Below are 19,814 nucleotides of genomic sequence, written 5' to 3'. Positions count from 1 at the left end.
TGACGGCTGCCGGGTGCGGCGTGCCGGGCGCTGGGCGCCAGGTCCAGGTGGCGGGGGCGGGACGGCGGAACGGGCTGCGGGAACCACACCCCGCCCCGATGCCCGCCCAGCTCCCCCGCGCTCCCCGGCAGAAGCCCAGCCCTCGCCCGCCACGGGTGTCACTTTCTGCCACGTTCTGTCATTTCCTGTCACGCGTCCGAGTTGATCTACGCAGGGATCATCTCCGCGTAGATGACCTCCTCCGCCCGATCGGCCGCACCTCCCCTCCCGCCCCCAACTCCCCCGCCCCATCTCCCGCTCCCCCTCCCCCCTCCGCCGATCCACGTGATCGCACGACTCCAAGGCCTGACACCATGACTCATCTCGATCTGCCCGGCATCGGCCGGTACAAGTTGCGCGAGCCCGCGGCGCTCGCCGCCCCGTCGGGGCCGGCCTCGTCCCGGGTGGCGTTCGCGGCCGCCCACGTGGTGGCCGATCCGCTGGGCGGGAACGCGCCCGGTGCGCCGGCCGCCGTGGACTGGGAGGGAACGCTCAAGTTCCGGCACCGGCTCTGGGAGTTGGGCCTCGGTGTCGCCGATGCGATGGACACCGCGCAGCGCGGCATGGGCCTGGACTGGTCCGCCACCCAGGAGCTGATCGCCCGTTCGGGTGCGGAGGCGAAGTCCGTCGGCGGTCGGCTGGCATGCGGCGCGGGCACCGACCAACTGGCGTCCGTCAACGTCTCGTTGGCCCAGGTGTCGGCGGCGTACGAGGAACAGCTGGCGGTGGTCGAGGCGGCGGGTGCGCAGCCGATTCTGATGGCGAGCCGGGCGCTGGCGGCGTCGGCGCGTGGACCGGAGGACTACCTGTCGGTGTACGGGAAGCTGGTCGAGCAGGCCGAGCGGCCGGTGATTCTGCACTGGTTGGGCGAGATGTTCGATCCGGCGCTGGCCGGGTACTGGGGCTCCGCGGATCTGGATGCGGCCGCGCAGACGGTGCTCGAACTGATTCGCAGCCACCCGGGGCGGATCGACGGCATCAAGGTGTCGCTGCTGGACGCGGGCCGGGAGATCGCACTGCGGCGTGAACTGCCGTCCGGGGTGCGGATGTACACCGGCGACGACTTCAACTACCCCGAGCTGGTGCGGGGTGACGAGGTCGGGCACAGCGATGCCCTGCTGGGCGTGTTCGACCCGATCGCGGAGGTCGCAGCGGCTGCCCTGCAGGCGCTCGACGCCGGTGACCCGGCACGCTACGGCGCGCTGTTCGAGCCGACGGTACCGCTGGCCCGGCACCTGTTCGCGGCGCCGACGTTCCACTACAAGACCGGCATCGTGTTCCTGGCGTGGCTGTGCGGCCACCAGGACCACTTCACCATGGTGGCCGGTGCGCAGAGCGGCCGTTCGGTGAGCCACCTGGTGGAGTTGTTCCGACTGGCGGACGCGGCCGGGGTGCTGGGCGATCCGGAGTTGGCAGCAGACCGGATGCGGCAGTTCCTGGCGCTGGCGGGGGTGCGGGCATGAGCGCGGCGCTGCTGAAGGTGGCCGAGGGGTGCGAGCAGTTGTCGCTGAACCAGATCACCACCAAGGGCTGGAGCCTGGAGGAGGCGGTGCGCGGCTGCGTGGACGCCGGCATTCCGGCGATCGGCCTGTGGCGCGACAAGGTCGCCGAGGCGGGCCTGGGCCGGGCGGCGAGGCTGTGCCGGGACGCGGGTGTCGCGGTGAGCAGCCTGTGCCGGGGCGGGTTCCTGACGGCCGGTGACGAGTCGGCACGTCGGGCGGCGCTCGCGGACAACCTGGCCGCGATCGAGGAGGCGGCCGAACTCGGCACCGACACACTGGTGTTGGTGGTGGGTGGCCTGCCGAACGGAAGCCGGGACCTGATCGGGGCGCGCCGCCAGGTCGCCGACCTGATCGGTGAACTCGCGCCGCACGCGGGGGACTTCGGGGTCCGGCTGGCGATCGAGCCGCTGCACCCGATGTTCTGCGCGGACCGGGCGGTGGTCTCCACGCTGGGCCAGGCGCTGGATCTGGCGGAGGCCCATCCGGCCGAGCAGGTCGGTGTCGTGGTGGACAGCTACCACATCTGGTGGGACCCGGAGTTGGAGCAGCAGATCGCCCGCGCGGGGGCGGGTGGCCGGATCGCCTCCTACCAGGTGTGCGACTGGACGCTGCCGCTACCGGCGGACGTGCTACTGGGCCGGGGACACGTCGGCGACGGGCACATCGATTTCGGTTGGCTGACCGACCGGGTGGCCGCCGCCGGCTACGACGGCTGGATCGAGGTCGAGCTGTTCAACGAGGCGGTGTGGCATACACCGGGCGAGCAGACCCTCACCACCCTGAAGGAACGCCACCGCACGCACATCGTGCGCCGCTGACGAAGGCAGGTGCGGGTGCGCGGCAGAGGATCGCCCGGTCTCCGGACGGCCCGCCGCCCGCGCCGTGTCGCAGTGGTGGATGTGCGGCACCGTCCGGTTGAGTGGCCCCGCATCGGCGCCGGGGCCGGAGTACGGGGCCGGAGTACGGGGCCGGGGCGGGAGTACGGGGCCGGTGTGTCAAGGTCGTGTTCGAGGTCGCGATCCGGGTCGAGGTCGCGATCCAGGTCCAGGTCCAGGTCCAGGTCGAGGTCGAGAGAGGCGGAGGTGGGCAGATGCGGATCGTCGTGGCGCCGGATTCGTTCAAGGGGACGATCGACGCGGCGGATGCCGCCGAGGCGCTGGCCTCGGGCTGGCGGTCGGTCCGGTCGGCGGACGAGGTGCGGTGTGTGCCGATGGCCGACGGCGGGGAGGGCACGCTCGCGGCCATCGTCTCCGCCAGTCCCGGAGCGCGACTGGTGGACGTCCCCGACGTGACCGGGCCGGACGGTCGGCCGGTGCGCGGACAGTTCGCGCTGCTGCCGGACGGCACGGCGGTGGTCGAGCTGGCCGTGGCCAGTGGACTCCCGCTGCTGGGCGGCGAGTTGCGCCCGCTGACCGCGACCACCCGGGGCACCGGCGAGACGATCGCGGCCGCACTGGACGCCGGTGCGACCCGGCTCCTCATCGGCCTCGGCGGCTCGGCGTCCACCGACGGCGGCTTCGGACTGCTGTCCGCACTCGGCGCCCGTCTGCTGGACGACGAAGGCAACGAAATCCCTGACGTATCGTCATATCTTGACGCCGCGCTTGAAGTTGCGGCCACCTTCGACCGCTCACGGATCCGCTTCGCCCCACCCGGCGGGGTGGTGCTGCTCACGGATGTGACCAACCCGCTGCTGGGCGAAAGCGGCGCGGCGGCGGTGTACGGGCCGCAGAAGGGTGCCGGTGAGCGCGAACTTCCGCTGTTGGAAGCCAGGTTGACGCGGCTGGCGGAATTGATGGGCGCCGACCCGTCCCATCCCGGTGCGGGCGCGGCGGGCGGTACGGGCTACGGACTGCTGGCGGGCTGGGGCGCGGTGGTCGAGCCGGGCGCCCCGGCGGTCGCTCAACTCCTGGGACTGCCAGGCCTGTTGGCTTCGGCGGACCTGCTGATCACCGGCGAGGGTCGATACGACGCGACCAGTCTCCAGGGCAAGGCCGTCGGCGAGGTGGTGCGCCTGGCCGAGGCGGCGGGCGTTCCGTCCAACGTGGTGGCCGGCGAGTCGGCCGCCGCCGAGGTGCTCACTCTTGCCTCGCTTGCCGGTTCCGCATCCGCTGCCCGGGCCGAACCTGCCCGCTGGCTGCACCGCGCCGGGGCGACGCTCGCGGGCCGCTGGACAGCGTCGCACGCCTGATCGCCCGTCACCGGGCACCGGTCCGACCCGCCGCGCCCGCCAACCGGTCGGGTGAACCCTGCCCCTGCCTTCCCGATATTCCGTTGACCGGCCACCAACGGCCCGGAATGCTAAGTCGCCATGTCTACTTTCCACGACACCCCACAGCCCGCCCCGGCCGTACCGGACGCACAGCCCGCCCCGGCCGCACCGATCACGGGCACCGCACCCGCCCCGGACTGGACGGACTGGAAAACGGCCAACCGCGCGAACTGGGACGAGCGGGTGCCGGTCCACGTCGGCGGGGCGTTCTACGACGTTCCGGCGTTCGTCGCCGGTGCGGAGGTGCTGCGGGACTTCGAGCTCGCGGAGGTCGGGGACGTCGCGGGAAAGCGCTTGCTGCACCTGCAGTGCCACATCGGCCTGGACACCCTTTCGTGGGCACGGCGCGGCGCGCTGGTGACGGGGCTGGACTTCTCCGAGCCGGCGCTCGTGGAGGCCGCGCAGTTGGCGAAGCGGATCGGGGTGGACTCCGCGCACTTCGTCACCTCTGATGTGTACGGGGCGGTGGAGGCCCTCGGCGGCGAGACCTTCGACGTGGTCTACACGGGCATGGGGGCCCTGAACTGGCTGCCGGACCTGGCACGTTGGGCACGCACGGTGGCCTCCCTGGTCCGCCCGGGCGGGTTCGTGTACCTGGCGGAGTTCCACCCGGTCGCGGAACTCGTCGGCGAGGACGGCCGCACCGTGGTGGAGGACTACTTCGACCGCGCACCGGCTGTCCTGGACACGCCCGGCAGCTACGCCGACCGTGACGCGACGATGACGGCAACCCGCACGGTGCAGTGGCGGCACGGCATCGGTGACGTGATCAGCGCCCTGGCGGCGGCCGGCCTGCACCTGGATTTCCTGCACGAACACGCGCACGGGCACTTCTTCCTGCCGCCCGGCCCCCGCCTCCCGCTGGTCTACTCGCTGCGCGCCTCCCGCCCGTCCTGAGTCCTCGCCACTGGGCGTCGAAGACGGCCCTGCTGCGGCCGTGCCGCTCGGCGTCCAAATGCGATCACCGGCTCATCCGACGGCGGCGGGGCGCCCAGGGCGAGGTCCCGGGATGGCGACCGTTTCAGCGACATCCGTCTCGGCACCCGTCTCGGCGACAAGACCCTCGGACTCGGGCCGGTCGCGGATCGGCATGGCCACCAGCAGGGCGAAGGTCAGCAGGACGTAGGCGCTGCCGCCGAACAGCGTGCCGGGGGTGCGCCCGTCGGGGTGCCAGAGCCACACCATGCCGCTGGAGATGACCAGTTGGAGCAGCCAGCCGATGGTGTGCAGGTCGCGGCGGCGTTCGCGCAGAGCGGTGTCGCCGAGGACCACCAGCGCGGGCAGCACCCACACCAGGTGGTGCACCCAGGTGATCGGGCTGACCAGACAGCATGCGAGGCCGGTGAGGCTGTAGGCGGCGAGGGTGTCGCGGGCCCGGGTGGCGCGCTGCAGGCGATGCGCCCAGATGGCGAGGACGGCGAGCGAGGCGGCCACCCACAGGGCGCGGCCCGGGAGTTGTGGCCCCAGGCGGGCGATGAGTCCTTGCAGGGACTGGTTGGACATGTTGGCGAATCCGCCGACCCGGTCGGTGTCCCAGAGGGTGGCGGTCCAGAACTGGCGGGAGACCTCGGGACCGATCAGGAACCCGAGCCCGGTGGCACCCAGCGCGGTGGCGGTGGCGGTCCCGGCGGCGCGCCACTGGCGGGTGATCAGCAGGTGAACGATGAACAGTGCGGGGGTGAGCTTGATCGCGGCGGCCAGTCCGGTGCCGATGCCGGCGAGGAACTTCCAACGGCTGTCGGCGAGTTGCCGATCGCCGAAGACCAGGGCGACCAGCAGCAGATTGACCTGCCCAAAGCTGAAGGTGTCGCGCACCGGGTTGGTGAGGCCGCACAGGCAGGCCGCCAGCCCGAACGCGTACCAGCGGCACCAGCCGCGCCGCCGGGCGATCGGATCGATCAGCCAGTACAGCAGGAGGGCGGTGGCGACAGCCGACAGGACGACGCCGACCGCGATCGCCGGATGCCAGCCGAACAGACGCATCGGCAGCATGCAGACCGCGGCGAACGGCGGGTAGGTGAACCCGTAGACCGTGCCGGGACGAACATAGTCGTAGAGCTGTCCGGTCTCGGTCCAGTGCCGCACGGTGCCGTAGTACACGCCGATGTCGAACCAGCCACGATGCCCGGGAATGACCGCCAGGACGGTGGCGGTGACCACCACGGCAACGACAAGGACCGTGAGCCGAGCGGTGGTCGTTCCCCGGGTCAGCACGCCAACTGCCGTTCGCGGAACGGCACACCGCGCTCCGTCACCAGCACGACCGCGGCCCCGATCACCAATCCGCCGACGGCGAGCACGAGTTCCGCACCGTCCGGACCGAACCCGTCCGGCATCACGACGAACACCAGTACCGCGCAGGTGATTTCGACGACCCGGCGGACGCCCGGGGCACGGACGGCGAACGCGGCGGGGAGCACCGCCCACAGCGCGTACCACGGCCGGAAGGCCGGCCCGAGGACGACCAGGACGGCGAACGCGAGCGCCAGGGCCGCCACCGGCTCGCTCCCCCGCCGAACAACTCTCCACACCAGCACGCAGATTGCGACAGCCACGAAGGCAAGCCCGAGCAGTCGCGTGGCAGCGACCGCGCCGTCCGGAGCGGTGCCGGTGAGATCGGCGGCCAGCCGGCCGAGGCTGGTGGTGAGCGACCAACTGGTGCTGGTGGCGGGGGTGGTGAGGGCGCCGATCCAGCCGTATCCGGTGCCCGCGACGGCGGTGACGGCAAGCACGGTGACGCCGACGGCGAGCACCGTGGCGCCGACGGTCGCCAATGCCCGTACAGCTTTGAGTAGTTGGGCCCGCCGGGCGCGATCCGCGATGGCGATCAGGCACACCACGGGCAGGGCGAGCACTGCGGGAGCCTTCACGAGTACGGCCAGGGTGACCAGGACTGCGGCAAGCAACGCACGCCCTCGAGTCGCGGCGAGCAGACCGCCGAGTAGCAGCACGAACGCCAGCGCGTCGTTGTGCGCACCGGCGATCAGATGGACCAGCACCAGCGGGTTGAGCACACCCAACCGCAACGCGCCGACCGGATCGGCGCCGAGGGTACGGGCGAGAGCCGGCACCAGGGCGGCCATCACGGCAACAGCGCAGGCGGCGGCCAGACGCAGGGCCAGCGTTCCGGCCCACGGGCGGTCGGCGAGCGGGGCGGCGGCCCGGGCCACCAGCAGGAAGGCGGGCCCATAGGGGGCGGGGGTGTGCTGCCACACCTGCGGTATCTGTACGGCAGTTGGCCCACCGAGGTCGGCGGGTCCGTACGTGTAGACGTCCAACCCGTGGGCGAGCATGGCACCTTGGGCGAGGTAGCTGTAGACGTCGCGGCTGAACAGCGGCGGCACCAGCAGCAGCGGGGCGGCCCACCAGGCCAGCGTGACGTACAACCACCGTTCGCCGGGCGGTGGTTGGCCTTCGACGGAGCGCCCGATCAGCAGCCACGCGGCGGTAAGGACGACCAGCCCGGCAAAGACCAGAACGGTCCCCGCGCCACCCGAGGAACGCAGCGAAGGGCCGGTGTCGGCCGCAGGCCGAGCCCCTGCGGTGAGGGCCCCGGCGGCCAGCGCGAGCGAACCCAGGAGTCCGAGCCACCGGTACCGGCCCGGGTAGGCGTTCGCGCCCGTGTTCGGCATGCCGGGAAGGCTGGCAGAACGGCGTGGCGGCCGGACAACGGCCCCGCGTCCGGCGGATGACCACAGGGCGTCCGGAGAGGACCGGTCAAGCGCCGCACCGGATCGGACCGTTCGACGGCGCACGCAGGCCCGCTCCCGATCCGCCCTCCGGGCCGCATCCGGCGCCGCACCGACCCCCCCCCGAATCGCTGAACTCCGGTTACCGAACCGGCCATTCAGCATGTGCACATCTGACCTCCGTCGGCCGTCCACCTGAGGGCCAGTCGGGTCGGGGAGACATACCCATGCCGCTCGTGACCGGCTGCCCGACCGGCGGACCGGGGACGGGCGCCGTGTCGTCGCGTGTCATCCCGTGCTGTTCGCCGCCACCGTATCGCGCCCCGAGACCCCGGAGAGTCCGCCATGACCACCGCCCCCGCCCGCCCCGTCCAGTCCCCCTCGGCCACCGCCCCCGCCCACCCCGTCCAGTCCCCCTCGGCCGGCACGCACCACGCAGCGGACCAACAGCCTTCGTACCAGTTGGTGTTCGCGCGGACCGAGGAGGACGTGCGGGCCGCGCAGCGGTTGCGGTACCAGGTGTTCGCACAGGAGATGGGAGCGGTGCTGGACTCGCCGCTGCCGGGCCTGGACGCGGACCCGTTCGACGAGTTCTGCGACCACCTGCTGGTGCGTGAGCAGTCGAGCGGCGAGGTGGTCGGCACGTACCGGCTGCTGCGGCCCGAACAGGCGCGCCGCGCGGGCCGGTTGTACTCGGGCACCGAGTTCGACCTGAGTCGGCTGGGCGGGCTGCGGGACGGCCTGGTGGAGGTCGGCCGGTCCTGCATCGCCGAGGCGCACCGCGGCAACGGCGCGGTCATCAACCTGATGTGGGGTGGCATCGCCCGCTACATGACGGCCACCGGCAACGCGTGGCTGGCGGGCTGCTGCTCGGTCCCGCTGTCCGACGGCGGCACCACCGCCGCCGGGGTGTGGGACGCGGTGTCCGCCAAGTACCTTGCGCCGCAGGAGTATCGGGTCACGCCGCTGCGCCCGTGGTCGGCGGACGGGGTGGCCCGGCAGGGGCGGACGCCGATCCCGGCGCTGCTGCGCGGCTACCTGCGTCTCGGCGCGTGGGTGTGCGGGGAGCCCGCGTTCGACCCGGACTTCAACGTCGCGGACCTGTACGTGCTGCTGTCGCTGGAGCGCACCGACCCGCGCTACCTGCGGCACTTCCTGGCCGCAGCGGCGGACCTGCCGATCTCCACGATCGCCGAGGGAGCCGAGGGAGCCGAGGGAGACGGGAAAGCCGATGGAGCCGAGGGAGCCGACAACTCCCGTACCGCAACGGACACTTCGGCCGGAACGGCGACAGCGGCATGAGTGCCTGGCTGCCGACCGCACCGTGCACGCCCGGTGATTGCGTGACGGTCACCGGGCCGCGAGCGGGGCTGGCGCGCCGGGTGCTGCGGCTGGCCGGGTGCGTGGTGGTGCTGCTCGCGGGTGTCCTGGCGACGCCCGCGGTGCGTGCGCTGCGCCGGCTACTGCCGGCCGAGCGGCTGGTGCGCTGCTGGGCGCGGCTGCTGCTGGCCACGCTGGGGGTGCGGATCCGGCTGATCGCCGTACCGGGCAAGCGGGTTGGCGGATCGCTGGTGGTGTCCAACCACATCTCGTGGCTGGACATTCTGCTGGTCGCGGCCGCCCGCCCGGGCCGGATGCTGGCCAAGACCGAGGTCGGCCGCTGGCCGGTGCTCGGCCCGCTGGCCTCCTGGGGCGGCACCATCTTCATCGACCGGGACCGGCTGCGCGCGCTGCCGGGCACCGTCGGCGAGGTCGCAACGGCGCTGCGCCGCGGTGAGCGGGTGGTGGTCTTCCCGGAGGGCAGTACCTGGTGCGGGCGCGGCGGCGGACGGTTCCGCCCCGCCCTGTTCGAGGCGGCGGTGCGGGCCGACGTCCCCGTCCAACCGCTGACGCTGCGCTACCGGACGGCGGCCGGCCCGAGCACCGCCCCGGCCTTCGTCGGTGAGGACGGGCTGCTGCCTTCGCTGTGGCGGGTGGTCTCGGTCCGGGGACTGGCCGCCGAGGTCGAGTTCCTGCCGCAGCTGCCGCCCGCGTTGTTTCCCGGCCGGCGCCAACTGGCGGCCGCCGCCCAGCGGGTGGTCGACCGCCGCCGTCACCCGGACGCCCCGGACCGCGCGACCTGCGCCGCCCATCCGTCCGAGCGGCCGGTCCGCGTGCCCGACCGCCCACACGTTCCGCGTCCCCGCGCGAACGCCGCGCACCGACCCGAGCGGCCCGCCCGCGACGGCGGCGGCAGGTACGACCGTACGGCTCCCGTATGATCGGGCGAGTTCAGAGAGGCGAGGAGTGCTCGATGCAGGTGGACGAGGAGGCCGTCGGCGCGGTGCTGAACCGGCTGCGCCGAGCCCAGGGCCAACTGACCGGCGTGATCGCGATGATCGAGGCCGGCCGCGACTGCAAGGACGTGGTGACCCAGCTCGCCGCCGTCTCGCGCGCGCTCGACCGGGCCGGCTTCAAGATCCTGGCCAGCGGCATGCGTCAATGCCTCGCCTCCGCCGACGAGAACACGCCCCCGATGACTGAGGCCGAGCTGGAGAAGCTCTTCCTCACCCTGGCGTAGCGGGGCGAACGGGCTCCGACCCGGCTTCCCGGCCCGGGCCGGACCCCCGGACCCGTCGCGCCACACGCACGAGACCCCGGGCACGACACACGAACCCCCCGGGCACGACACACGCACGAGACCCCGGGCGCAACACATCACAAGACCCCGGGCGCGCCCACTGCGCACCCAGGGTCCGTTCATGAGCGGCGGCACCGCCGCAAATGGCAGTTGCCGCCGGCCAACCGCCTCAGGCGAGCGTGAGGAAGAGCTTCTCCAGCTCGGCCTCGCTCATCGGGGCGCCGCCTTCCTCGGCCTCGGTCATGCACTGGCGCATGCCGCTGGCGACGATCTTGAAGCCGGCCCGGTCAAGCGCGCGGGAGACGGCGGCGAGCTGAGTGACGACGTCCTTGCAGTCGCGGCCGGCTTCGATCATGGCGATGACGCCGGCCAGTTGGCCCTGGGCTCGGCGCAGCCGGTTCAGTACGGCGCCGACGGCCGTCTCGTCCACCTGCATCGGGTCTCCTCCTCGTGCTGGGCCTTGCTCGGCGGGTGCCGGGCGGGGCCGGTAATACCCCCGCCGGTATCAACCGGGGCGGCGGGCGGGGTATTCCCGCCCGCCGGTCGGGGTGGTGCGATGGCTGGTCGGTCAGACTGCGGATTCCCACGCGCCGTAGCCGCCGAGCAGGTCGGAGGTCTGCGGGTGGCCGTGGTGGCGCAGCAGGCTGGCGGCGATGGACGAGCGGTGGCCGCCGGCGCAGTGCACGACGACGGCGCGGTCCTGGGGGATCTCGGCCAGGCGCTTGGGGAGTTCGGCCAGCGGGAGGTGCATGGAGCCGGGGATCAGCCCGCCGTCGCGCTCCGCGCCGCCACGCACGTCGAGGACCAACGGCGGCTCGCTGCCCGCGAGTTCGGCGCGCAGCTCGGCGACGGTGCGGCGGGCGGCCTGGCGCATCTGCTCGGGCACCGAGCGGAACGTGGCCTCGGGGTCGGCGAGGTGGCCGGCTACGCGGTCGAAGCCGATCCGGGCGAGCCGGGTGACGGTCTCTTCCTCGCGGCCTTCGGGGGCGACCACCAGCAGCGGCCACGCCGGGTCGAGGACGGTGCCGGACTGTTCGGCGAAGCGCCCGTCGGCGGGGACGTTGATGGCGCCGGCCAGGTGTCCGGCGGCGAAGTCGAGCGGGTCGCGGGCGTCGACCACGACGGCGCCCTCGGCGCGGCGGGCGAGGAAGGTCTCGGCGTCCAGCGGGTTTGCGAGCGTGGCGGCGTCGAACAGTTCGCGCTCGCGCCGGTTGAGGTCGGCGTCGTAGCCGAAGTAGCCGGGGGCGGCGGGCTGGCCGGCGGTGACGATCTCCACGAACTCGTCCTCGGTCATCGGCGCGCACGCGTAGTTGGTGAGGCGCTGCTGCCCGATGGTGGACTGCAGTTCGGTGGACAGGTTCTTTCCGCAGGCGGAGCCGGCACCGTGCGCGGGGTAGACCCGGACCTCGTCGGGCAGCGCCATCAGCTTGTGCTGGACGCTGTCGTACAGCATCCGCCCGAGCTCGTCGGCGGTGACACCGGCGGAGGCCAGCAGGTCGGGGCGGCCGACGTCGCCGATGAACAGGGCGTCGCCGGTGAGCACACCGTACGGGACGGTGTCGTCGGCGTTCTCGCGCACCAGGACGCTGATCGACTCGGGGGTGTGGCCGGGCGTCTCCAGGATCTCCAGTTCCACCGTGCCGAGGCTGATCCGCTCGCCATCGGCGAGCTTGCGGATCGGGTACTCGGTCTCGGCGCGCTGCCCGTAGCCGATCCAGGCGCCGGTGCGGGCGGCGAGTTCGAGGTGGCCGGAGAGGAAGTCGGCGTGGAAGTGGGTGTTGATGACGCCCTCGACCGTGAAGCCGCGCGCTTCGGCCTCGGCCAGGTACTCGTCCACGTCCCGGCGCGGGTCGACCACCACGGCGCGGCCGGTGGTCTCGTCCGCGATCAGGTACGAGGCCTGGGAGAGGCACTCGAGGTAGTACTGGGCGAAGAACACGGATGTCCTCATCTCTGCGTCGGCCGGTCGCGCCGCCTGGCGCGCCGGGGGTTCGCGGGGGTGTGCCGCGGTTTCGCCGGACGGATCGGCCCGAGGGATCGGCCGGCGGTCTCGGCTGGAGGGAATGTTCAGGTGCGGGTGAAGCTGCGAGCGGCCACGGGCACGGGTGAGCCCCGCACTGCCGTCCGGATACCCCCATGGGTATTATTGCAGCCAGTTCTCGACCTTAGTCGATCCCGGTCGATACGGGTGGGGGTATATGCTCGACTCCAACGATATACCCCCGCCGGTATCTTCCTCGGACGGTCCGCCGCCCCGAAGTACCGTCGGACCCGCACATATCCGCAGGCGATCCGCACGCGAGTCGCATGCGCCACCCCCATCACCGCCCAGGAGGACCTCGTGGCCCTGTTCCCCCAGCCGCCCGTTCCCGCGCAGATCGACCCCGCCGAAGCGCACCGCCTGGCCGCCGCCGGCGAGGCGCTGCTGCTGGACGTCCGCGAGCCCGCGGAGTACGCCGAGGTGCACGCGCCCGGTGCGGTCCTCGTCCCGCTCGGCGGCCTGGACGCTCCCGGCGCCCTCGACGCGCACCGCGAGCCGGGCGCCGACGGCCCGCTGGTGCTGGCGCTGTGCCGCTCCGGGAACCGTTCGCAGGTGGCCACGGACCTGCTGAACGCGCGCGGCGTGCGGACGGTCAACGTGGTGGGCGGGATGCGCGCCTGGCTGCAGGCGGGGCTTCCGTCGCACCAGGGCGCGTGTTCCTGCGGCACGGCGATATGACCGCCGTCGTCCTCGCTCTGATCGCCGGCGCGGTGGTCGGGCTGGCCCTCGGTGGGCTCGGTGGCGGCGGCAGCATGCTGGCCGTCCCCGCGCTGATCTACCTGCTCGGCCTGACGCCCGGCACCGCGACCACCGCCAGCCTGCTGATCGTCGCCGTGACCTCCCTCACCGGGCTGGTCGCGCACGCCCGGGCCGGCCGCGTCCGCTGGCGCAGCGGCCTGCTGTTCGGCGCCGCCGGACTCCCGTTCGCCGCTCTCGGCGGCGCCCTCTCCCGTCATCTGCCCGGCTCGGCGCTGACCGCCGCGTTCGCCCTGCTCGCCGCACTGGCCGCCTGGCGGATGCTGTCCGGCGGACGCGCGCCGCGCCGCAGCCGCCGGGTCGCGGGGCACACCTCGATTCCCGCCCAGGCCAGGAAGCCGGAACCGGCCCAGGTGCTGGTCGGCGGGACGGGCGCGAAGCAGGCGACGGGCACGGAGCGGGCGACGGCCGACCGCGCATCCGGGGCCTTGCGCGTCGCGGATCCGGAAACGGGAACGGGAACGGGAACGAGAACGGAAACGGAAACGGAAAACGCTTTCCCGTTGGCCTCCGAAGGCTCCGGCGCCGCCTCCGAATCGCCCGCATCGCCCGCTTCGCCCGCTCCCGCGTCCGCACGGCGGTCCGCGCTGGCGGGGGCGGGTCTGGGTGCGGCGACCGGCGTGCTGGGCGTCGGCGGCGGGTTCCTGGCCGTCCCCGCCCTGGTGTCGTTCCTGGCGTTCCCGATGGCCGAGGCGATCGGCACCAGCCTGCTGGTGATCACACTCAACTCGCTGTCCGCGCTGCTGCCCCGCCTCGGCGGTGCCGCCGACATCCCGTGGGCCGTGGTCGGCCCGTTCGCGGCGGCGGCGATCCTCGGCGCGTGGGACGGCAAGCGGCTGGCGTCGAAGCTGTCCGGCCGCGCCCTGCAGCGGATCTTCGCCGCTGCCCTGCTCGCGGTGGCCGCCCTGATGCTGGTGGACGCCGTGCTCTGACCGTCGAGTCCACAGCTCCGCGCCAGACACCGGATCGCCCGCACCGCGCCACCCGTACCGCGCAGCCCCATCTGCGCCTTCCAGTCCACTCCCCCGCCCGGCGGCAACCGCATGCCGGGTCACTCCTGCCCGAAAGGCCCCACTCCCTATGACCACGCCCCTGACTGTCGACCAGCTCCAGCCCCGGCTTCAGCAGCTGACCGTCATTGACGTGCGGTCGCCCGGCGAGTTCGCCGGCGGCCACATTCCCGGCGCCCACAACGTGCCGCTGGACCAGCTGTCGCAGGCGCTGCCCGCCCTGCGCGCCGCCGCTGCCCGCAGCGAGCTGGCGATCACCTGCGCCTCGGGCGCCCGGGCCGGCAACGCGTGCGAGCAGCTGGCCGCCGCCGGCATCTCGGCGCTGCTGATCTCGGGCGGAACCGCCGCCTGGGCGGCCGGCGGCCACCCGCTGAACAGGGTGCCGGGCGAGAAGGTCCGCTGGGGCCTGGACCGCCAGGTCCGCATGGTGGCGGGCTCGCTGGTCCTGGCCGGCGTCGTGGTGGACCTGGCCGTGCCGGGCGTGCGCTGGGTGTCGGCCGCGGTCGGTTTCGGTCTGCTGTTCTCGGCGGCCACCAACACCTGCGCGATGGGCGCGATGCTGAGCAAGCTGCCGTACAACCGTCCGCGCAACTCCGGTGCCGCGTTCCAGGCGACGCTCGCCGCCCTGCACGGCGGCAAGTGACGCCTGAACCATGGCCGTCGAAGCGCCCGGCATCCGATCCGAACGCCCGGCCGGACGGCGGTGAGTGAACTCGGCCCTCGGTGCCGCCCGTTGTCGCCACGGGACAGGCACCGAGGGCCTACGGGTGTCATCGGTCGTCGGCGCTGGACCTCAACTCACCGGCGCTGCCCGGCAGTCAGCTCCCTGAGAGTGGTCAGCGCCCCGCGAGTGGTCAGCGCCCGGTCGGGGTGCAGGACCCGGCAGGTGCGGTGGGTGCCGCAGGTGCGGTGGGCGCCGCAGGTGCCGCGGGTGTTGCCGGTGCCGCGGTGTCGTGGTGTCCGGCCAGCCAGAATCCGATCAGCAGGCCGGCGATGCCAACGACCTTGTGGCGGTTGCGTTTCCACCACGAGGGTGTACCGGCGGCCATGAACCGCAGGTTGGTGAACTCCGGATGCGCGCTGGGCGGCGCGTCTTTGAACAGTCCCATCGCGGATGATCCTCCTCTCGCGTCGGGGAGTTCATGACCATACGCGCGCATCGCAGAGGCCGCAGTCCATTAATCCCGTTTCCGGGGTTCCCGCGCGCCCCTCGCGCCCCCTGCCACCCACCGCGCCCACCTGCCCATCGGCCGGACCGGCGTCACCAGTGCGCGGGCCGGGCCAGTCCGGAGCCGATGCGTGTGGTGGAATCGCCCTTGGCGGCGGCCAGTTGGGACTGCGTCAGGAACAGCGCCCCGGTCAGGTCCGCGCCGCGCAGGTCGGCGTCGCGCAGATCGGCACCGATCAGGTCGGCGCTGCGCAGGTCCGCGCCGGACAGGTCGGCGGCGATCAGGTAGGCACCCCGCAGGTTCGCGCCGCGCAGGTCGGCGCCCTTCAGGCGGGCTCCGATCAGGTCCGCGCCGCGGTGGTTGCGCTTCTTGCCGGGCAGCGCATTGCGGGTCAACTCGCTGGCGCGCAGCAGGAGTTCACTGGTCTCGGCTCGGATCGCGGGGACGTCGGCGGCGATCAGGGCGGCGGCGTCCCGGCGGGTCAGCTCGTCGATCGCGTCGCTCGCGCGGCGCAGTTCGGCGTGCACCGGCCGGGCCCGGGGGAGTTCCAGCGCCTCGGTCAAGTACCAGAGCAGTTCATGGAGTTGGCGCATCACGGGGAAGGCGTCGAACATCTGTCGGGCGGTGTCCGGGTCTTCGCGCCAGCTGCGGCCGTCGAAGGTGTGCTGGGAGATCTTCTGGCCGGCACCGAGGCAGTCGAAGACGGTGCAGCCCTGGTAGCCGCGGTCGCGCAGCTTGGTGTGGATTCCGCAGCGGTAGTCGGCGTCGAGGTTGCGGCAGGGGGTGCCGGCGTTCTTGTTGGCCGTGAAGTCGGCGGACTTGGCGAAGGGCAGGGCGACGCAGCACAGCCCGAAGCAGGAGGAGCAGTCGGCGAGCAGGTCGAGGCGACGGCCGGTCTGGGTGGGGTGTTGCTGGTCGGTCACGGTGCGGGGTCTCCTGCGGAGCGTGGGGTGGCGGGCTCGGATCGTTCCTTCCGGGCACCATTCTCCCCGGTCGCGCGCGTGCCCCGTCCCCGGGGGCGCCTTGGCCCCCGGGGACGGCAGGTCACGCGCGGGCCCGAGGCGTCCACGGCCCGGGACGTCGCAGCCAGCTCGGGACGTCCGCAGCCCGGGACGTCCGTCGTGGGACGTCCGCAGCTCGGGTCATCCGTCGTGGGGCGTCCGCGCGTCGCCGTTGCCCGGGCGGCCGGGGGCGGCACAGTGGTGGCTGGCGCGTCCGGGCCGGAGGCGGTGGCGGGCGGCAGGGCGACGGGAGAGCAGCGTGGGCATCACCGGCGACTGGTACAGCGAACTGGGTTCGCACATGCGGTTGGTGGAGGGTCCGGACGGTTCGTTGACCGGGACGTACGTCTCGGCGACGGGCCTGGCGAGCGGCGCGTATCCGCTGGTGGGACGCCTGGTGGCACCGGCGCAGGCCGGGCACGGGACGGCGGTGGGCTGGACGGTGGCCTGGCACAACGAGCTCGGCGACGCGGGTTCGGTGACCGCGTGGAGCGGCCAGTACCAGCGCAACGGGGCGGAGTGGATCTCGGCCGCCTGGCTGCTGACCCGCTCCGCGGAGGCCCCGGACGAGTGGGAGTCGACGGTGGTCGGGCACGACCTCTTCACCCGCCAGGAGCCCGACCCCGCCCGGCTGGACGAGGTCCGCCGACTGGCCCGCCCGCTGCCGCACCCGAGGCCCTGAGCGCCGTCGCCCGGAGCGCCACCGCCCGGAGCGCCGTCAAAAAGGATGGCGTGTGGGCGCGGTGGCGTCCTACGATCATCGGGCCCATGGTGCTCACAAGCTTTGGGAAATGGTCGGGTTGTCGCGTGGTAGCACCTGTTCACGCAGGTCCGCGACAGCGGGCGGCTGCCGGGCCCGCCGGTGACGGCCTCGCGCCCGCCCCTTCCCGTACGGCGGGTCGGGGCAGGCGCGAGGCGGACGAACCCACGGCTACGGTACGGGCGTTCCGGTGGCGGTGATTTCGGCGGCGCTGGTCCACGGGCCCCGGTTCCCGGCTTCGCCCAGGGCTCGCAGGCGCACGTAACGTCCGTTCTTCGCCGTGAAGTTGACGGGTTTGGCGGCGGAGGTGTCGGCGAACGTCCCGCTGGCGACGGGGGTGCCCCAGCTACTGGTGCTGTCGGAGACGTAGATCTCGTAGCTGCCGATCCGGCCGTTGACGCCGCCGTCCTGGCGGGGCAGGTAGGTCAGGCTGTCGACGCTGTAGCGGGCGCCCAGGTCGAGCTGGATCTCGTGCGGCAGCGGGGTGGCGGTGGTGGACCACTGGGTGTGCCAGATGGTGCCGCTGTTGCCGTCGATGGCGTTGGTCGCGGCGCCGTTCTCCGCGGCACTCTCCTGGCTGTCCACGGAGACGACCTTCCAACTCGCCTGCGGGATGGGGCCGCTGGCGCTGACGGGGGTGCCCGTGGGCAGGGTGAGGCCGGTCGCGGTGACGCTGAAGGCACTGGTGACGGCGTGGTTGCCGGCCTTGATCCAGAGCGTGCCGGAGCGGTCGGCGGCGTCGAAGTACCAGCCGGTGCTCGCCGCGTCGTACGCGGCCTTGCCGCTCAGCCGGGCCAGCGCGGACGTCCCCACCGTGACAGCGCTCGGCGCGGCGGCCGCGTGCACGGTGAACTCGTAGTCGCGGGCGGCGAGTTGGCCGGCGTAGCTGCCGTTCGCGGCGGCGACGGCCAGCGTGACATCCCCCGAACCGCCGTTCGGCGCCGTGACGTTGACCTGCTGACGGGAGTACGCGCCGCTCCGGTAGGCGCGGGTGGTGCCGTCGTCCTCGTAGAGGCTGAACGAGGAGTTCCCACGCGGGTAGATGTCGTAGGTGAGGACGGAGACGGGCTTTTCTCCGGTGTAGTTCATCTGCGGCCACATCGGCACGATGGCACCGGACTTGACGAACAGCGGCAGGGTGTCGAGCGGCGCGCTGTGGCCGTTGAGCCAGCCCGGGCCGCTGTACGTCCTCCCGGTCCAGTAGTCGGTCCAGTTGCCCGCGGGCAGGTAGATGCCGTCGCGCACGGAGGTGTCACTGACCACGGGGGCCACCAGGAACGAGTCACCGGCCATGAACTGACCGCTCGTCAGATTGCCTCGGGTGATGGGGTCTTCGGGATATTCGAGGACCATGGCGCGGGTCGCGGGCACCCCGGTGTCGGTGGCGATCCGGCTCATGGTGTACATGTACGGCATCAGCCGCATCTTCAACTGCAGGTACTTGCGGTTGATCGACAGGTACGGGTCGGTGAACCGCCAGGGCTGCTTGTCGTTGTAGCCGGTGGACGGGTTGCTCGCACCCCAACCGGACATGGTCATGAAGGCGGGGGTGAAGGCTTTCCACTGGAGGTCGCGGACGTAGGTCTTCGGGCTGCCGTCGTAAATGCCGTCGATGTCCCCCGAGGCGTAGTTGAGGCCGGACAGGCCCGCGCCCGCGATGGACGGGACGTGCCAACGCATGGCGTCCCAGGTGCCGTGGGTGTCGCCGGTCCACACCACGGCGTTGCGCTGTGTGCCGGCCCAGCCGTCCACGGTCCAGACGAAGCGGCGGCCGTCGGAGTTGTTCTCGATGCCGGCCACGGCCTGGTTGACGCCGGTGAACGCGCTCTTGTAGCCGCCGCCGATCCATGCCACGTCGGTCTTGACGGCGCGCGAACCGGCCGTTCCCACTTCCCAGTTGATGTTGCTGAGGCCGGTGGAGGTCCACAGGCCGGTGTGGAAGCCGCGGTCGTTCAGCCCGGCGGCCGCTGTGGGCAGGTCGGTGTAGCCGCAGCCGTAGCCGTCGTTGGGCAGGAACCAGCCCGAGGGCATGTCGGCGGCGCGGGCGTCGGTGGCGTAGCCGACCACGTCGGGCGTGGTCTGGTGGCGCGGCCGGTTGTGGTCGCCGGTGTAGGCGGGGTTGGAGGCGTTGAAGCAGTCGGCGTTGCCGAGTTCGAGTCCCCAGATGGGGGCGAGGAAGGGTTTGCCGGTGACGTCGGTGTAGGCGTTCAGCACGTCCTTGAGTGAGTTCCCGGCGAAGTACCAGGCGTCGAACCGGCTTTCGTTGTGGGTGAGTTGGGTGGGCGCGCCGAAGTTGTAGCTGCCGGGGGCCCAGGTGTTGCGCAGCACGCCGTAGCCGTTGGTGGACATGTAGAACGGGGCGGGGCTGGCGTTGCTGTTCTCGGTCCACTGGTTGGAGACGGCGACCGGCACGGTCTTGTCGCGCAGCGCCCACTCCCCCAGGTGCAGGCCGGTGCCGTAGAACTGCTCGTCCGCACCGCGGTTCAGGTACTGGGTGGTCTGGCTGGTGGTCCAACTGGTGGGCTGGGCTTCGGCCCAGAGCAGCGTGGTGTTGTCGGCGCGGTAGAGCGCGAAGGTGAGTGGGGACTTGTTGATCCGCAGGGTGATCGCGTCGGTGTCGATGTGCCAGTAGGTTCCGGCGTCGGCGAGGGTGGCGTCGACGCTGCCGAACGAGGTGGTGACGGCGAGGTCGCTGCCGGCCGGGTCGTTGGTGAACGCGCCGTTCGGTGAGAGCCAGATCCGGAAGATGTCGGCTCGGGCCAGCTGGATCCGGGCGGCGGCCCCGCCGGAGGTGGTGACGGTGAAGGTGTCGCCGGAGCGGGTGACACCGGTGGCGTTGCCGGCGGTGGTGGCGCGCGCGGCGGTGGCCGGGCCGACGACGGCGAACAACGTTGCCAGCATCAGCAGCACGAGCGTGGTGGCAGTGTGCCGGCGGCCCGGGCGCAGCTGCCTTCG

The 19,814-nt window shown here is 72.5% G+C and carries 18 protein-coding genes; 11 read left to right on the top strand and 7 right to left on the bottom strand.

Annotated elements, in window-relative coordinates:
- Positions 1-353: 353 nt before the first annotated feature.
- The 4 genes from ACZ6R9_RS13365 to ACZ6R9_RS13350 all read left to right on the top strand — a co-directional run bounded on the left by ACZ6R9_RS13365 (position 354) and on the right by ACZ6R9_RS13350 (position 4,710).
- Entirely contained in the window at positions 354-1,502 is a 1,149-nt protein-coding gene (locus ACZ6R9_RS13365; protein ID WP_465538239.1) for a dihydrodipicolinate synthase family protein, read from the top strand.
- Positions 1,499-2,359 carry a sugar phosphate isomerase/epimerase family protein gene (locus tag ACZ6R9_RS13360; protein ID WP_465538238.1) on the top strand — a complete coding sequence of 287 codons (861 nt, stop codon included), beginning with the start codon at positions 1,499-1,501 and terminating at the stop codon, positions 2,357-2,359. Before ACZ6R9_RS13365 ends, ACZ6R9_RS13360 begins: the two co-directional genes overlap by 4 nt.
- Before the next feature lie 185 nt (positions 2,360-2,544).
- Positions 2,545-3,732: a glycerate kinase gene (locus ACZ6R9_RS13355; RefSeq protein WP_465538237.1), complete on the top strand. Its 1,188-nt coding sequence runs from the start codon at positions 2,545-2,547 to the stop codon at positions 3,730-3,732.
- A 120-nt stretch (positions 3,733-3,852) separates the two neighbouring features.
- Positions 3,853-4,710 (top strand): class I SAM-dependent methyltransferase, encoded by an 858-nt coding sequence (locus ACZ6R9_RS13350; protein ID WP_465538236.1) that lies wholly within the window; start codon positions 3,853-3,855, stop codon positions 4,708-4,710.
- A 72-nt stretch (positions 4,711-4,782) separates the two neighbouring features.
- Here the strand turns inward: ACZ6R9_RS13350 and ACZ6R9_RS13345 are convergent, their stop codons facing one another.
- The gene (locus ACZ6R9_RS13345; protein ID WP_465538235.1) at positions 4,783-5,973 is read right to left on the bottom strand and encodes a glycosyltransferase 87 family protein; all 1,191 of its coding nucleotides are present in this window, start codon (positions 5,971-5,973) and stop codon (positions 4,783-4,785) included.
- 47 nt (positions 5,974-6,020) lie between these two features.
- Positions 6,021-7,445 carry a polyprenol phosphomannose-dependent alpha 1,6 mannosyltransferase MptB gene (gene mptB / locus ACZ6R9_RS13340; protein WP_465538234.1) on the bottom strand — a complete coding sequence of 475 codons (1,425 nt, stop codon included), beginning with the start codon at positions 7,443-7,445 and terminating at the stop codon, positions 6,021-6,023.
- Positions 7,446-7,847: 402 nt separating this feature from the next.
- Here mptB and ACZ6R9_RS13335 point away from each other — a divergent pair, with 402 nt between their 5' ends.
- The 3 genes from ACZ6R9_RS13335 to ACZ6R9_RS13325 are packed head-to-tail and all read left to right on the top strand — an operon-like array spanning position 7,848 to position 10,062.
- Positions 7,848-8,804 carry a GNAT family N-acetyltransferase gene (locus ACZ6R9_RS13335; protein ID WP_465538233.1) on the top strand — a complete coding sequence of 319 codons (957 nt, stop codon included), beginning with the start codon at positions 7,848-7,850 and terminating at the stop codon, positions 8,802-8,804.
- Positions 8,801-9,763 carry a lysophospholipid acyltransferase family protein gene (locus tag ACZ6R9_RS13330; RefSeq protein WP_465538232.1) on the top strand — a complete coding sequence of 321 codons (963 nt, stop codon included), beginning with the start codon at positions 8,801-8,803 and terminating at the stop codon, positions 9,761-9,763. The genes ACZ6R9_RS13335 and ACZ6R9_RS13330 overlap by 4 nt, the downstream gene beginning before the upstream one ends.
- A 32-nt stretch (positions 9,764-9,795) precedes the next feature.
- Complete coding sequence (locus ACZ6R9_RS13325; protein ID WP_043911730.1) at positions 9,796-10,062, top strand: metal-sensitive transcriptional regulator; 267 nt, start codon at positions 9,796-9,798, stop codon at positions 10,060-10,062.
- Between the two features lie 229 nt (positions 10,063-10,291).
- Here the strand turns inward: ACZ6R9_RS13325 and ACZ6R9_RS13320 are convergent, their stop codons facing one another.
- Positions 10,292-10,558 carry a metal-sensitive transcriptional regulator gene (locus tag ACZ6R9_RS13320; protein ID WP_380485677.1) on the bottom strand — a complete coding sequence of 89 codons (267 nt, stop codon included), beginning with the start codon at positions 10,556-10,558 and terminating at the stop codon, positions 10,292-10,294.
- A 132-nt stretch (positions 10,559-10,690) separates the two neighbouring features.
- On the bottom strand, positions 10,691-12,061 hold the full coding sequence (locus ACZ6R9_RS13315) for a rhodanese-like domain-containing protein (RefSeq protein WP_380485679.1): 1,371 nt from the start codon (positions 12,059-12,061) through the stop codon (positions 10,691-10,693).
- A 402-nt stretch (positions 12,062-12,463) separates the two neighbouring features.
- Between ACZ6R9_RS13315 and ACZ6R9_RS13310 the strand changes: the two genes are divergently transcribed.
- The 3 genes from ACZ6R9_RS13310 to ACZ6R9_RS13300 all read left to right on the top strand — a co-directional run bounded on the left by ACZ6R9_RS13310 (position 12,464) and on the right by ACZ6R9_RS13300 (position 14,572).
- Complete coding sequence (locus ACZ6R9_RS13310; protein ID WP_465538231.1) at positions 12,464-12,841, top strand: rhodanese-like domain-containing protein; 378 nt, start codon at positions 12,464-12,466, stop codon at positions 12,839-12,841.
- Entirely contained in the window at positions 12,838-13,851 is a 1,014-nt protein-coding gene (locus tag ACZ6R9_RS13305; protein WP_465538230.1) for a sulfite exporter TauE/SafE family protein, read from the top strand. Before ACZ6R9_RS13310 ends, ACZ6R9_RS13305 begins: the two co-directional genes overlap by 4 nt.
- Positions 13,852-13,999: 148 nt before the next feature.
- The gene (locus tag ACZ6R9_RS13300) at positions 14,000-14,572 is read left to right on the top strand and encodes a rhodanese-like domain-containing protein (protein ID WP_465538229.1); all 573 of its coding nucleotides are present in this window, start codon (positions 14,000-14,002) and stop codon (positions 14,570-14,572) included.
- Positions 14,573-14,783: 211 nt separating this feature from the next.
- Here the strand turns inward: ACZ6R9_RS13300 and ACZ6R9_RS13295 are convergent, their stop codons facing one another.
- Both ACZ6R9_RS13295 and ACZ6R9_RS13290 read right to left on the bottom strand, forming a co-directional pair.
- Positions 14,784-15,038, bottom strand: coding sequence for a hypothetical protein (locus ACZ6R9_RS13295; protein ID WP_465538228.1), 255 nt, complete (start codon positions 15,036-15,038; stop codon positions 14,784-14,786).
- A gap of 152 nt (positions 15,039-15,190) precedes the next feature.
- Positions 15,191-16,021 carry a pentapeptide repeat-containing protein gene (locus tag ACZ6R9_RS13290; protein ID WP_465538227.1) on the bottom strand — a complete coding sequence of 277 codons (831 nt, stop codon included), beginning with the start codon at positions 16,019-16,021 and terminating at the stop codon, positions 15,191-15,193.
- Positions 16,022-16,358: 337 nt separating this feature from the next.
- On the opposite strand from ACZ6R9_RS13290, the gene ACZ6R9_RS13285 reads away from it, so the two are divergent.
- Positions 16,359-16,781: an avidin/streptavidin family protein gene (locus tag ACZ6R9_RS13285; protein WP_380485689.1), complete on the top strand. Its 423-nt coding sequence runs from the start codon at positions 16,359-16,361 to the stop codon at positions 16,779-16,781.
- A gap of 249 nt (positions 16,782-17,030) precedes the next feature.
- Here ACZ6R9_RS13285 and ACZ6R9_RS13280 read toward each other — a convergent pair whose 3' ends face one another.
- A complete protein-coding gene (locus ACZ6R9_RS13280; protein WP_465538226.1) occupies positions 17,031-19,760 on the bottom strand; it encodes a TIM-barrel domain-containing protein in 2,730 nt (909 codons plus the stop codon).
- Positions 19,761-19,814: the final 54 nt, after the last annotated feature.

Source organism: Kitasatospora sp. NPDC048662 (assembly GCF_055587065.1).
This window is presented reverse-complemented; position numbering and strand designations above follow the sequence as displayed.

Coding starts and splice junctions, on each gene's coding strand:
- ACZ6R9_RS13300 (WP_465538229.1), top strand. CDS start 14,000: ATGACCACGCCCCTGACTGTCGACCAGCTCCAGCCCCGGCTTCAGCAG.
- ACZ6R9_RS13320 (WP_380485677.1), bottom strand. CDS start 10,558: ATGCAGGTGGACGAGACGGCCGTCGGCGCCGTACTGAACCGGCTGCGC.
- ACZ6R9_RS13360 (WP_465538238.1), top strand. CDS start 1,499: ATGAGCGCGGCGCTGCTGAAGGTGGCCGAGGGGTGCGAGCAGTTGTCG.
- ACZ6R9_RS13305 (WP_465538230.1), top strand. CDS start 12,838: ATGACCGCCGTCGTCCTCGCTCTGATCGCCGGCGCGGTGGTCGGGCTG.
- ACZ6R9_RS13280 (WP_465538226.1), bottom strand. CDS start 19,760: ATGCTGGCAACGTTGTTCGCCGTCGTCGGCCCGGCCACCGCCGCGCGC.
- ACZ6R9_RS13330 (WP_465538232.1), top strand. CDS start 8,801: ATGAGTGCCTGGCTGCCGACCGCACCGTGCACGCCCGGTGATTGCGTG.
- mptB (WP_465538234.1), bottom strand. CDS start 7,445: ATGCCGAACACGGGCGCGAACGCCTACCCGGGCCGGTACCGGTGGCTC.
- ACZ6R9_RS13335 (WP_465538233.1), top strand. CDS start 7,848: ATGACCACCGCCCCCGCCCGCCCCGTCCAGTCCCCCTCGGCCACCGCC.
- ACZ6R9_RS13325 (WP_043911730.1), top strand. CDS start 9,796: ATGCAGGTGGACGAGGAGGCCGTCGGCGCGGTGCTGAACCGGCTGCGC.
- ACZ6R9_RS13350 (WP_465538236.1), top strand. CDS start 3,853: ATGTCTACTTTCCACGACACCCCACAGCCCGCCCCGGCCGTACCGGAC.
- ACZ6R9_RS13365 (WP_465538239.1), top strand. CDS start 354: ATGACTCATCTCGATCTGCCCGGCATCGGCCGGTACAAGTTGCGCGAG.
- ACZ6R9_RS13295 (WP_465538228.1), bottom strand. CDS start 15,038: ATGGGACTGTTCAAAGACGCGCCGCCCAGCGCGCATCCGGAGTTCACC.